Raw genomic sequence first — 12,625 nt, 5'->3', positions numbered from 1 at the left:
CTCCCGTCCTCGGCGCGGGCAGGGTCCGCCGGAGCGGCGGGCGCCGCGGGGGCCGCGGCGGGCGTGGCCGGGGCGGACTCCGCCGCCGCGGACTCCTCGGCTCTTCAAGTGGCGGCGGCCGCCACGGCGAAGCCCTCCTCGTCGAGGGCCTGCTTCACGCGGACGCGCAGCTCGCGGGCGACCTCCCACTGCTTGAGCGGCACGGTCTTGACCACGACCCGCATGACCACCGAGTCCGTGGACAGCGCCTCGACGCCCCACACCTCGGGCTCCTCCAGGATGACCGCGCCGTGGTACGCCTCGTCCTCCCACATCCGGACGGCGGTCTCCCTGAGCACTTCGCGCACCCGCGAGACGTCCGCCGTGTAGGCCACGGGGATGTCGAGGACGGCCCGCGCCCACCCCTGGGACTCGTTGCCGACGCGGGTGATCTCGCCGTTGCGGACGTACCAGACCGCGCCGTTGATGTCGCGGAGCCGGGTGATGCGCAGGCTGACCGCCTCGACCGTGCCCTTCGCCTGGCCCACGTCGATGACGTCGCCCACGCCGTACTGGTCCTCCAGCAGCATGAACACCCCGGCCAGGAAGTCCTTGACGATGTTCTGCGCGCCGAAGCCCACCGCGACGCCGACGACGCTGGCGCTGGCCAGCAGCGGCGCGAGGTTGAAGCCCAGCCGTTGCAGCATCATCAGCACGGCCGTGCCCAGGATCAGGATGGAGGCGATGGATCGGAGCACCGATCCGAGCGTCTCGGTGCGCTGGCGGCGGCGCTCGGTCAGCAGGATGGGCCCGCCCTCGCCGAGCTCGGGGACCCGCCGGCGGAAGCGCTTGGGCATCGTGCCCTCGGCCGCGCTCGTCGTCAGCCGGGTGATGACCCGGTGGGCGAGGTTGCGGATGAGCAGCGCGATGATCAGGATCAGGATGATGTCGGCCAGCCCCGCGACCAGCACGACCCAGGCCTGGTCGGGGAACAGGGCGGTGAAGGCGGGACAGAGGATCCCGTCGCGGCACGTGCCCTCGACGGCTTTGTAGACCTCGTCCCCGGACGGGATGCCGGTCGGCGTCGGCGCTGGCGAGAGCTGGAGCACGAGGTGGATCCCCCTCAGATCGAGTCGGTTGGCGAAAATGGCCCGTTATGCAACGGTAACCATAGTGCCGAGTGACCCGGCCATCGTCACCTTACGCCGGGGAGCGGGTGTGCCAGGGCCCGGGGCCGCGGAGGGCGGGCACGGAGCACACCGGTGACGTCGGGCGCGGACGGGATGCGCACCCGGAAGCGCATCCTGAGCCGTATCCGAGGGGGACCCCCTCGCCTCCGCGCGGGCGCGTGCCCGCGCGGGGGCCTATGGGGCGGATGGCGGGATCCGGCCCCGCGAAGGCGGCGTGATCGCAGCGCCTCCGCGGGGGGATCCGGCCCGCCCCGCCGGTCTGCCGGCGGCGGGGCGGGCACCACACCCCCCATCCGGTGGGGTGGGGTTGCGGAGCCGGCGGCACGCCCAGCGTCCGGGCTGGATCGGACGCTCCGCACCGGACGTGCCGCCGGCCCCTGGGGCCGCGGTGGCGCGATGAGCGAGGACCGGTTCGGCTCTCGAGTCCTCGTCGCATCGCTCTGCCCTGTCTATTCCACCGCGGCGAGCACGTGGGCCACCTTCGTGGCGGCGCCCGCCGGATCGTCCCCCCGGTGCATCCGCTCGCCCCAGGACCACCAGAAGTCCTGCGAGCGGTAGGTGACGTTCTCGGCGAGCGTGGTCGCGATCGGGTTGATCACACGGACGAAGGGTCGGCCCGACCTCGTGCGCACGATGCGTGCGAGGAGTCCTTGGGAATCAAGCTCGGCCACCAGCCGCTCCAGGTGCCCGAAGTCGTCCTGGCCCACCTGTCCTCCACCTCCTGAGTGAGAACCGCGCTTCGCTGCTGACCGCCAACATGTCTCACTTAGCGCAACCGGTCAACGACACGGACAGGCGGCTCAGGACTGGGTATGTTCTTGTTGGGCGGACGAAACCTCGTCCCTGGAGGAGGATTCTCGCCCAAGAGCCTCACGGCTCCGCTTCACAAGGGTGTCGCTGATGCAATCATTCGATTGGCACAGTGCGACCTCGGGGTCACACTGAGTCAGCGGGAGCGGAACCGGTCGGGATGATCGCGACCATCTGGACCTGCCAGCGCCGGGCCCAGCGGTCCGCGGATGAGAGGGGCCGGTCATGTCCGGCAGACAGCACAGGGAGACGGAGTTAGCGCGGCGGATCCGGGCCAAGGGCCTCGCCACCGGGGCCGGCATGGCCCAGATCGCCGAGCAGATCCACGACGAGTGCGGACCTCAGTTCGCCACGACGAGGATCAAGGCCCACCGTCTCGCGCACGGAATCGCTTTGGCCGACGTCATCGAACAGGTGCGCGCCCTGTTCGATGTGGACGGCAAGCCGGTGCCAGGCATCGGTGAGACGCTTCTGTCCGCGTACGAAAGCGGGCTCAAGAAACCCGGACCCGAATACCTCCATTACCTGTGCCAGGTCTACCGCGTCGAACCGGTCGCCCTCGGGTACGACGGCCCGTGCATCTGCGGTCATGACCACCGCAGACCGTCCGGCCAGGCCCGTGGCGACCTCCAAGAAGGTAAACCCGACACTTCCCCCACGGCGGACACGCCTGTCATCAGGAACACCTCGCCGGGTGGGGGCGAGGAGGACGAGAACGTGCTACGCAGGACCTTGTTAACTCTGCTGGGCGGCAGCGCCGTCGCGCTCGACGACAAGCTGCTCGGCGCCGTGGACAACACCCGTCGCAGGATGGACGACACCCTGGCGTCCGCGACGGTGTCCCCGGCCATGCTCGACGAATGGGAGGGCAACGTCGCCAGCTTCGGCCGGCAGTACATGAACGTGCCCACCCTCCGCCTGCTCTGCGACGTGCTGCTGGAGTTCAGCTCCGTGCGCCACGCCCTGAGCCGGCGCCAGCCGTACGACACCCAGGAGCGGCTGCTGAAGCTGGCCGCGCAACTCGCCGGCCTCGCGGGCATCCTGATGATCGACGTGGGCGATCACCGGCTGGCGCGATCCTTCTTCCGCACCGGCCGCACGGCCGCCGACGAGACCGGCGACCGGGCCCTGCGGGCCTGGGTGACGGTCCGCGAGTCGCTGGTGCCCTTCTACTACGGCGACATGCGCGAGGCGATCAACCTCGCCCAGAAGAGCCAGAGCCTGGCCGGGCAGACCCCGTGCGCCGCGGCGGCGATGGCGCCGATCGTGGAGGCGCGGGCCCTGGCGGCCCTGGCGGGCAACGGGCGCAAGGACGCCGTCGACAAGGCCAAGAACGCCCTGTCCCGGGCCCGCAGCGCCTTCTCCCAGATGAGGCCCGACCACCAGCGGGACGCCGCCTTCGGCTACACCCAGAAACAGCTCTTCTTCCACCAGGGCGACGTCCTCACCGGCATCGGGCAGACGCAGGAGGCCGAGGTCCTCCTGCTCAAGGCGCTCGACGCCTACGAGACCGAGTGGCTCGACCCGACCCTGATCCGCTTCGACCGCGCGCGCTGCCGCCTCCTCGAGGGCGACCCCGACGAGGCGCTCCGCCTGGGCATGGAGGCCATCCAGCGCCTCGACGCCGAGCACCAGAAGGCCGACATCGTGCTGCAGCGGGCCAAGGATCTGCTCACCACGGCCGAGCACAAGGACGCCAACGGGCGGGCGGTGCGGGAGTTCAAGGAATTCCTCGCCTCCATCCGCGACAACGAGTCCAACGAGAAGCAGGGAGCCATGGACCTATGACGTTCTCGATCCGGCGTTTCCGCCCCGAGGACCTCGACGAGGTCTGGGACTTACACCGGGTGGGGCTCGCGCAGGTCGGGCTGCGGCCCGGAGACGGCGTCTACTACGACGACGACTTCCCGCGCCTGCAGGAGTACTACCTCGACGACAACGGGGAGTTCCTGGTGGGCGAGGTCGAGGGCCGCATCGTGGCGATGGGCGGGCTTCGGCGGCTGGATGACGCAGCCGCGGAGATGTGCCGCCTGCGCGTGCACCCCGACTTCCAGGGACGGGGATACGGCGCGGCCATCGTGGAGGCGCTGGAGGCCCGGGCGATCGAGCTGGGCTACTCCGTGCTCCGCGGTGACACCACGCTCAACCAGGGGGCCGCGATCGAGCTCTACCGCAAGTTCGGCTGGCGCGAGATCCGTCGTGAGACGGTGGGGGGCCTCGTCAACATCTACGGCGAGAAGCGTCTGCCCGTGCGTCAGCCCCAGCGGGAGTCCTCCACCTGAGGACGGTTGCGACGGGGGCCGATCTCGCGATCGGGGACGCGAACGCGAGATCGGCGCTCACCGGCCCTCTCTCCGCGGCGCCATCGCCGGAGGCGGAGCGAGCCGGCCAGGTGCGGCCGCCTCAGGCGGGGAACACCTGGACATGCGCGGCGTCCACGCGCGGCCGCACCTCGTCACCGGGGGCGGACCGCCTCTCGCGACGGCAGGTCGTCGAAGACGGAGATCCGGGACGGGCGGGCCCGTCTACAGGAGGCGCCGGAGGCGCTCGACGACCTCGGGCAGGTCCGGGGGTTCCAGCACCTCGTCCAGGGCCTTGATCTCCTCCGGGGTGAACCAGGCACAGCCGAGGAAGGTCTCGCGCTCCTCGTCGGTGAACGCGGCGGCGCTCGCCACCGGGGTGCCGTCGAAGCGGGCCGCGAAGAAGGGCTCGATCTTGCGGTAGTGGACGCCGAGCCAGGTGAAGTCGCGGTCCACCGGGACCGAGACGTCGATCACGGCCGCCGGGTCCAGGCCCGTCTCCTCATGCAGCTCGCGGCGGGCGGCCGCGAGCGGGGTCTCACCCGGGTCCACACCGCCGCCCGGGGGCTCCCAGAAGGCGATCCCGCTCACCGGGTCACGCCAGCGCATCAGCAGCACCCGGTCCTCCCCGTCGAGACAGACGATCCGCACCGCGGGCCGGTCGCCGGCCATTCGCACCTCCACGCACGCCGTCCGGCACGTCATCGTTTCATGCCGCTCCCGGTGGCCGCACCGTGCTCCCGGTGGCCGCACCGCGCTCCCCGCCGGGCCGGATGAACGGACGACCCAGGCCCGGGCGATCAGCCCGCACGCGGACGAACGGCCACGACTCTCCGCAGTCGCCCGTAAGCTTGTCTCCATCACGCTCGACGACCCGGACGTCCAGCTCCGGGGCGGTGAGCTGCTGCTCCGAGACGGTTCTCCGGCGGGCTACGTCACCTCCGCCGCCCACGGCCACCCCCTCGGCCGTACGGCCGGGCCGGGATACGTGGACGGCGCGGAGGGCGCGTTCCCGGTGGACGTCGCCGGCGGGACGTTCTCGGCGCAGGTCCAGACGAAGGCCCCGTACGACCCCGCATCCTCGAAGGTGAAGGCATGAGCACGTATGTGTTGACGCTGTCCTGTCCGGACCGGCCCGGAGTGGTCGCGGCCGTGTCGGGGCTGCTCGCCCGGCACGACTGCAACATCACCGAGAGCCAGCAGTACGGCGACCGCCACAGCGGCCGCTTCTTCCTGCGGGTCCAGTACGACGGCGTCGACCTGCGCGGGGAGATCGCCGAGATCGCGGCGGAGTTCGCCTGCGACTGGGAACTGCACGACATGAGCGTGCGCCCGCGCGTCCTGGTCATGGTCAGCAAGCTCGGCCACTGCCTCAACGACCTGCTCTACCGCACGCGCAGCGGCCTGCTCGACATCGACATCGTCGCGGTCGCCTCCAACCACCCGGACCTGCGCCCGCTCACCCAGTCGTACGGCATCGACTACCACCACCTGCCGGTCACGCCCGAGACCAGGCAGCGGCAGGAGGCCGAGATCGTCACCCTGGTCGGCCACTACCAGGCCGACCTGGTCGTCCTCGCCCGCTACATGCAGGTCCTGTCCACGGACCTGTGCGAGAAGCTGGCCGGCAAGGTCATCAACATCCACCACTCGGCGCTCCCGTCCTTCAAGGGCGCCAAGCCGTACCACCAGGCCCACTCGCGGGGCGTCAAGCTCATCGGCGCCACGGCCCACTACGTCACCCCCGACCTGGACGAGGGCCCCATCATCGAGCAGGAGGTCGCCCGGGTCGACCACACCCACGGCCCCGAGGAACTGGCCGCCGTGGGCCGCGACCTGGAGTGCCTGGCCCTCGCCCGCGCCGTCCGCTGGCACACCGAGCACCGGGTCCTCCGCAACGACGACCGCACCATAGTCTTCCGCTGACCCCGCCTTCACCCCACGAGGGCGGCCGCTGCGTCCTGGCCGCCAGGGCCGGTCCCGGAGAGCCCCGGGGTCTCTCCGTCCCCTTCGACCCCGCCGCCCTCACCGGCTTCCGCCGCTGACGCCTGGCGTCACGGCTGCAACGGCGTGACCGCCCGCCTCCGAGGCGCCTGAGGCGGCTGGGGGTCACGCGGATGCGCCGGTGCGGCGCGCGGCTTCGAGCCGTGCGCCGCACCGGGGGTGGCACGTCAGGAGTTGGGCGGGGGGAGGATCTTGGCGGCGGTGGTGGCGGGGGAGTCGCCGAGGGTCTGGTGGGTGATCTTCTGGACGGTCACCCAGGCGTACTCGGCCTTGGTGGGGCCCTGGCCCATGATGGTGGTGACGCCCTGGGCGTCGGTCCAGCCGTGGCGGGTGGTGTAGGAGCCGTCCGGCCAGTGGGCGTCGCCCTTGGTGAAGAAGCGGACCTCGACCAGGGCGCGGGAGACCGGGGCGCCGTTGGAGTCGGTCACCGTGACCTTGGCCTGGGGCAGCCACCAGCCCTTGCCGGGCAGGTCGCGGGCGTCGGCGGCGGGCTCGGCGCTCATGCCGGTCACCGGGGCGACCACCTTGGCCGCGCTCACCTGCACGTCGTCGATCGCCCAGTACCAGTTGTTGCGCGCGTCGTGCATGCGCCAGCGCACCTCCATCGAGGTCGCGCCCGCCGGGACCTGGACCTCGCGGGTGACGTACTGGTCGCGGGTGCCGGCGTCGTCGGCGGTGCCCGGGCCGTACGCCAGCAGCTCCCGCTCCGTCCCGTCGCTGAACCGGACGTAGGCTCGGGCCCGCTGCCGGTCCTCCTGCCGGTAGTGCGAGGCGAAGCCGACGTGGACGGTGGAGCCGCCGGTGACGCGGTACGCCGGGGAGACGAGCGTGGAGTCGAACGGGGCGACCTTGGCCGGGTTGTCCTTGTCGTCGTGCTCGTCGGAGTCCGCCACCGCGATCACGCCGTCGCCGCGGGAGAAGGCCTCGCGGAGCTGGGTGTCGGCGGCGGTCCAGAACCTGGGCGTGACGAAGGACCAGCCGCGCCACTCGCGCATGCCGTCCGGCATGGCCTCGCTGGTCTCCACCTTCCAGCCCGCGGGGCCCTGGTGCGTCCAGCCGAGCAGGTCGGCGGGGATGCCCTCGTCCACGGCCGGCTGGAGCTTGACGCCGTCGAAGGTCTCGTTGCCGATCGTGCCGGTCAGCGCGTGCGGCTTGCGCGGCGGGACGGGCCTGGCCGGCCAGGCGGGCTTGGCGACCTCGACGGGCTTGTAGTCGCCGCCCATCGGGATCTCCACGGCCCGGATCACCTCGCGCCGGTAGAAGTCACGCGACTCGATGCGCACCTTCTTGGGGAAGACCTGGACGCGCAGCGCGGAGTTCTCGGCGGCGCTGAGGCCCTTCTCGCCGCCCTTGCCGTCCGGGCCGAACGAGGTCTGCACCGCGCCGGTGTTGACGGCGGCGAACCCGGCCGGGTGCCCGCCCGGCACGGTCCGGCGGCTCATCCAGTCGTTGCGGCGCAGGTCCCAGTGCGTGTGGCTGGTGAACAGCACGACGTTGGGGTGCTTGCCGAGGATGCCCAGGAGCCGGTCGGCCTCCTTGTAGTCCTTGCGGTAGACCTTGGGCGCCTGGTCCTCGACCGGCTCGGCGAAGGTGCCGGAGACGGTGTCCGGCAGCGGGTGGTGGCTGAACAGCAGCACCGGCTTGTCGGCGGGGTACTTCGCCAGCTCGGCCGCCAGCCAGGTGAGCTGCTCCTCGCCCAGGACCACCGCGTGCCCCGAGGCGTACGTCCCGTCGGTGGTGCCGATGTGGATGATCGGCACCCCGCGGACCGTCCGGGAGTGGTACGGCCCGGGCATGCCCGTGTAGCGCTTGTACCGGGCGACCTCCACCGGGTCGGGGTCGGAGGTGTAGAACTCGTGGTTGCCGATGGAGTACGAGATCGGCGGGTGCGGACTGGTCTCCACGGTCCGGAAGAGCTGCTCGTAGTCGCGCTCGCTGCCGTTGGGCACCAGGTCGCCGTTGAAGGCCAGGTGGTCGGCCCTCCCGAGCGCGTCGAGCTCGTTGAGCGTGACGGCGAAGTCCCGGGTGTCGCCCTGGACGTCGGAGACGACGTCCACGGTCACCGGCTTGGGATCGGCGCCGGCCGGGACCGCGGCGAACGTCGAGAGCGCCGCGGCCGCCAGGGCCGCGCAGATGTGCTTGGTACGGATCACGGCCAAACCCAACCGGATCCAAACGACCTCCCCGTTATCCGGAGGCGTCGGCGATCTTACGCGGAGGCGCACAAGAGGCCCCCGCGCGGTGGTACGGCTCGCGCGAGCCGTACCACCGGGCGGGAGGGCGGGTCAGACGGACAGGCCGGTGTGGGCGGCCATGAAGGTGAGGGTGTCGGCGGACAGGTCCACCGAGCGGCTGACGGCCCGCGCGCCGTGCCCGACCTCGGTCTCCCGGCGCAGCAGGATCGGCTTGTCGCCGGAGGTGGCGTGCTGGAGCGCGGCGCAGAGCTTGCGGGCGTGCAGCGGGTCCACCCGGGTGTCGCTGTCGAAGACGGTGAACAGCGTGGCCGGGTAGGCCGTGCCCTCCCGCACCTGGTGGTACGGCGAGTAGGCGTGCAGCCAGGCGAACTCCTCGGGCACGTCGGCGCTGCCGTACTCCACGTTCCAGGTCGCGCCCAGGCCGAACTTCTCGTACCGGACCATGTCGAGGAGGGGCGCGGAGCAGACGACCGCCGCGTAGAGGTCGGGACGCTGCGTGAGCGCGGCGCCGACCAGGAGGCCGCCGTTGCTGCCGCCGCTGATCGCGAGCCTGTCCGGCGTGGTCACGCCCGTCGCGATCAGGTGCTCGGCCGCCGCGTGGAAGTCGTCGAAGACGTTCTGCTTGGAGCCGAGCATGCCGGCCCGGTGCCACTCCTCGCCCTCCTCGCCGCCGCCGCGCAGGTTCGCGACGACGTAGACGCCGCCGGCCTCGACCCAGGCCAGGATCGACGCGGAGTAGCCGGGGGTGAGGGAGATGCCGAAGCCGCCGTAGCCGTTCAGGATGGTCGGGCGGGGACCGTGCTCGCCGGGCTTGGCGATCACCAGCATGCGCACGGTGGTGCCGTCCCTGGAGGTGTACGCCACCTGGCGGGCCTCGACCTCGCCCACCTCGACGGAGCCGGGGGCCTTGGCCCACAGGGTGGTCTCGCCGGTGCGGGCGTCGTAGCGCTGTACGGTGGTCGGCGTGGTGTTGTCGGTGTAGGTGAACCACGCCTCGTGGCCGCCCTCCGGGCGCTCGCTGATGCCGCCGATCGAGCCCAGGCCCGGCGTCGGCACCTCGCCCAACTTCTCGCCCGTGGCCAGGTCGTGCACGGTGATCTCGCTGATCGCGTGGCGGGTCCAGCCCGCGAGCAGCACCGGCCGGTCCAGGTCGTCGAGGATCGCGAAGTCGCTCAGCACCGCCTCGGGGTCCTCGGGCAGCAGGTCGCGCCAGGTCTCGTACGACGGGGTGGTGGGGTCCGTCACGCACAGCCGGGCGCGCGGGGCGTCACGGTCGGTGAAGACGTACATCCGGCCGTCGCGGCCGACGTACAGCCCGGTCTGGGCGTCAATGCCCTCCTGCACCGTGACCAGCGCCGGGCGGTCGGGGGAGGAGGCGGCGATGTCGGCCAGCCACACGTCGTTGCGCGGCGCGGTGCCCCGGGAGGCGGAGACCGTCAGCCAGCGGCCGTCCCGGCTCACCGAGACGCCGTAGTAGTTGGTCTTCTCCATGCCGTCGCCGAAGATCAGCACGTCATCGTCGGCCGGGGTGCCGATGCGGTGCAGGTAGACACGGCGGTGGTACTGCGACTCGCCCTCCGGCACGGCGTCGGCCGGCAGGCGCCGCACGTAGTAGAAGGCCTCGCCGCCGGGCATCCAGGCCACGGGGGAGTAGCGGCAGCGGTCGATCGGCCCGTCCACGCGCTCGCCGGACTCCACGTCCATGACGTACAGCGTGGACTCCTCGTCGCCGCCCTCGGAGAGCTGGTACGCCAGGCGGCGGCCCTCCTTGTCCGGCTGCCAGGAGTCCAGCGTGGTCAGGCCGGAGGCGTCGATCGCCATCGGGTCGATCAGGGCCCGCTCGGTCCCGTCCGGGTCCACCGTGTAGAGGACGGCGTGCTCCTGCTCCGCCGTGCGGCGCATGAAGAACCGCCGCCCGCCCCGCCACGCCGGCGCCCCGACGGCCCCCGAGCGCAGCAGCTCGGCGACCCGGGCGCGGAACCTCTCGCGCCCGGGCAGGCTCGCCAGGTGGTCGCGGAACAGGTCGTCCTCGGCCGCCAGCCACTCCTTGGTCTCGGGGGACTCGGGGTCCTCCAGCCACCGGTAGGGATCGGCGACCCGGATGCCGTGGATCTCCTCCACGATGTCGTCACGGCGTGCGGGCGGGTACGGCGTTCGCGTCATGAGGGCACCCTACTAAGGGGAGCCCGCGTGGCCCGACTTACTGCTTGACGTCCTTCATGTCCACGGTCTTGTCGGCCGGGGGCGCCTGGACGGTGACCTTGCCCCACTCGGAGTAGACCATGTCCATCTTGGTGGACTTGCCCTGGATCGGCATGTCCATCGAGGACTTGACCGGCAGGCCCTGGCCGTCCACCCACAGCTCGTAGGTCGCGACGACGCCCTTGAACATCTTCTTGACCTCGGCGATCTGCTGGTCGGTGATGCCGGCGGTCTCGTTCTCCAGCTTGGCGGCCTCGCCCGGCGGGAGCGCCGACTTCACGCTGCCGAGGGTGTCCTTGATGTACTTCTTGATGTCGATCTTCTCGAACGCCTCGTCCATCTTGATCTTGATGGTGTGGTGCGTCGTGTCGGTGGAGCCCACCTTCTCCTGCGTGGAGGAGACCAGCTCGCCCGCGGCGTTCAGCTCGGAGTTCTGCGCCATCTTCACGCTGGAGGACATGGCGCCGCCGATGGCCTTGAACATCGCCGAGGCGGGGTCCTTGGAGTCGAAGGAGACCTTGACCCAGGGCTTGCCGGGGGCGGCGTCCTTGCCGGTCTGCATGTAGAGGGCGTCCTTGAGGATCACCATCCGGATCTCGCCCTGCTGCGGGTCGTTCATCTTCATGTCGATCTCCGGCGTGCCGGAGGCCAGGCTGAAGGCCATGATCGACTTGGTGCTCTGGCCCGCCGCGTCCATGGTGAGCTCGATCTTGGCGCTCTTGTGCGTCTCCATCTGCTTCTGCATCAGGGACGAGACCTCGGCGATGGTCGCCTTCGGCGGCGCGGCCGGCGCGGAGGAGGCCGCCTCACTCGCCGCGGCCGGGGGCTTCGCCCCGCCGTCGGTGGCCGTGGGGCTCTGGGAGCCGCAGGCGGTCAGCGCGGCCAGGGCCAGCGCCGCCGCCCCCGCGGCGACGTACTTAGCAGGGCGAAGCATGAAAAATCCCCTCGTATAAGGCTTGCGTAAGCCGGGCCATGCTAGCGAAATCACCCAAAGATCGTGCCGATGTCAGTGAATTCCCAGGACATAGGGGATTCATTATGGTTTGCGGCTTAGATCGTGGATCTTTCCCGCCGGCGGATCCGCGACCGCGCCCTGCCCCCAGCCGGAGAAGGTGAGGTCCCACCGCTTCGGCCCGTCGGGGCCGACCGGGATCAGGGCCAGCCGCAGGGGCTCACCGCGCCGGTCCACCCAGAGTTCGTACTCGCGGACGCCGCTCCGCCGGGCCGCCTCGGGAGCGACCTGGACGATGTACCGGTGTTCGTGGCCGCTCCCGCGCGCCACGCGCATCGTCGAGGTGACCCGCCCGCTCCCGAGCGTGCGGCGATCGCCGCTCGCCTCGATCGCGTAGAGCAGTTTGTCGGCCAGGGCCCGATCAAGGCGGGCGCCCGGGCCGTCGCCCGTCAGTGAGTTCTTGATCCACCGGGCGCCGGACGCGCCGGGGTCGGTGTAGCTGTGCGTCGCGGTCAGGACGACCCGGAGGCGCGGGCCGTCCGACAGGGAGATCTTCGCGTCGATCAGCGGGTGCGCGCCCCTTCTGTCCACGGCCATGTCGTAGACGACCCGCTTCCCGCCCTTGTGGTCCGTGGTGAGGTGCAACCGGAAGCTCCGGTACCGGTCCATGCGGTCGGCCAGCAGGGCCGAGAGCTGCTGAGGGGAGGCGTCCGCGGGGGCGGTCGGGAGCGCGGAGGGCGGGGGAGCGCCTGCCCCGGACGTCGGCGAACCGCAGGCCGCGAGCCCGGTCAGGAGGAGAACGGCGAGGCCGCCTCGGAGGGGTGTGGGTGTCGGCATGCCGCCTTCTGTGCTGATTCGTGGGAAACCGCGTCATGGTATGCGGAGCGGGGAAAAGGGGCGAGTGGATCAGGTGGCGTCGGAAGGCGGGCAGGTGGGTATCAGGGGGATGACGCCGCTGAGGCCACCGCGAATTGGGGTGGCGGCAGGGGCGAT

General features: G+C 71.3%; 12 protein-coding genes. 4 read left to right on the top strand and 8 right to left on the bottom strand.

Annotated elements, in window-relative coordinates; genetic code table 11:
* Positions 1-104 precede the first annotated feature (104 nt).
* From D5H75_RS34890 to D5H75_RS34880, 3 genes are all read right to left on the bottom strand, one after another.
* On the bottom strand, positions 105-1,088 hold the full coding sequence (locus D5H75_RS34890) for a mechanosensitive ion channel family protein (RefSeq protein ID WP_242454689.1): 984 nt from the start codon (positions 1,086-1,088) through the stop codon (positions 105-107).
* 530 nt (positions 1,089-1,618) lie between these two features.
* Entirely contained in the window at positions 1,619-1,876 is a 258-nt protein-coding gene (locus D5H75_RS34885) for a hypothetical protein (protein ID WP_119930868.1), read from the bottom strand.
* Between the two features lie 358 nt (positions 1,877-2,234).
* Positions 2,235-2,612: a hypothetical protein gene (locus tag D5H75_RS34880; RefSeq protein ID WP_147425381.1), complete on the bottom strand. Its 378-nt coding sequence runs from the start codon at positions 2,610-2,612 to the stop codon at positions 2,235-2,237.
* Between the two features lie 84 nt (positions 2,613-2,696).
* On the opposite strand from D5H75_RS34880, the gene D5H75_RS34875 reads away from it, so the two are divergent.
* The gene (locus D5H75_RS34875) at positions 2,697-3,767 is read left to right on the top strand and encodes an NsdA family TPR-like regulatory protein (protein WP_147425380.1); all 1,071 of its coding nucleotides are present in this window, start codon (positions 2,697-2,699) and stop codon (positions 3,765-3,767) included.
* Entirely contained in the window at positions 3,764-4,261 is a 498-nt protein-coding gene (locus D5H75_RS34870) for a GNAT family N-acetyltransferase (protein ID WP_119930865.1), read from the top strand. The genes D5H75_RS34875 and D5H75_RS34870 overlap by 4 nt, the downstream gene beginning before the upstream one ends.
* Before the next feature lie 243 nt (positions 4,262-4,504).
* Here the strand turns inward: D5H75_RS34870 and D5H75_RS34865 are convergent, their stop codons facing one another.
* The gene (locus tag D5H75_RS34865) at positions 4,505-4,951 is read right to left on the bottom strand and encodes an NUDIX hydrolase (RefSeq protein ID WP_119930864.1); all 447 of its coding nucleotides are present in this window, start codon (positions 4,949-4,951) and stop codon (positions 4,505-4,507) included.
* On the opposite strand from D5H75_RS34865, the gene D5H75_RS44705 reads away from it, so the two are divergent.
* Together D5H75_RS44705 and purU are read left to right on the top strand one after the other, a co-directional pair.
* A complete protein-coding gene (locus D5H75_RS44705; RefSeq protein WP_119930926.1) occupies positions 4,860-5,378 on the top strand; it encodes a glycine cleavage T C-terminal barrel domain-containing protein in 519 nt (172 codons plus the stop codon). The genes D5H75_RS34865 and D5H75_RS44705 overlap by 92 nt on opposite strands.
* Positions 5,375-6,205 carry a formyltetrahydrofolate deformylase gene (purU, locus tag D5H75_RS34855; RefSeq protein WP_119930863.1) on the top strand — a complete coding sequence of 277 codons (831 nt, stop codon included), beginning with the start codon at positions 5,375-5,377 and terminating at the stop codon, positions 6,203-6,205. Before D5H75_RS44705 ends, purU begins: the two co-directional genes overlap by 4 nt.
* 245 nt (positions 6,206-6,450) lie before the next feature.
* Here the strand turns inward: purU and D5H75_RS34850 are convergent, their stop codons facing one another.
* The 4 genes from D5H75_RS34850 to D5H75_RS34835 form a co-directional block, all read right to left on the bottom strand.
* Complete coding sequence (locus D5H75_RS34850; RefSeq protein WP_202638796.1) at positions 6,451-8,436, bottom strand: metallophosphoesterase; 1,986 nt, start codon at positions 8,434-8,436, stop codon at positions 6,451-6,453.
* Between the two features lie 132 nt (positions 8,437-8,568).
* Positions 8,569-10,641 carry a prolyl oligopeptidase family serine peptidase gene (locus tag D5H75_RS34845; RefSeq protein WP_119930861.1) on the bottom strand — a complete coding sequence of 691 codons (2,073 nt, stop codon included), beginning with the start codon at positions 10,639-10,641 and terminating at the stop codon, positions 8,569-8,571.
* A gap of 37 nt (positions 10,642-10,678) precedes the next feature.
* Positions 10,679-11,614, bottom strand: coding sequence for a hypothetical protein (locus tag D5H75_RS34840; RefSeq protein ID WP_119930860.1), 936 nt, complete (start codon positions 11,612-11,614; stop codon positions 10,679-10,681).
* A 102-nt stretch (positions 11,615-11,716) separates the two neighbouring features.
* Positions 11,717-12,469: a hypothetical protein gene (locus D5H75_RS34835; protein ID WP_119930859.1), complete on the bottom strand. Its 753-nt coding sequence runs from the start codon at positions 12,467-12,469 to the stop codon at positions 11,717-11,719.
* Between the last annotated feature and the right edge of the window lie 156 nt (positions 12,470-12,625).

This window comes from Bailinhaonella thermotolerans (assembly GCF_003594875.1).
Lineage (GTDB): Bacteria > Actinomycetota > Actinomycetes > Streptosporangiales > Streptosporangiaceae > Bailinhaonella > Bailinhaonella thermotolerans.
Note: the sequence above shows the minus strand (reverse complement) of the source record. Positions and strands in the feature narration are given on the sequence as shown.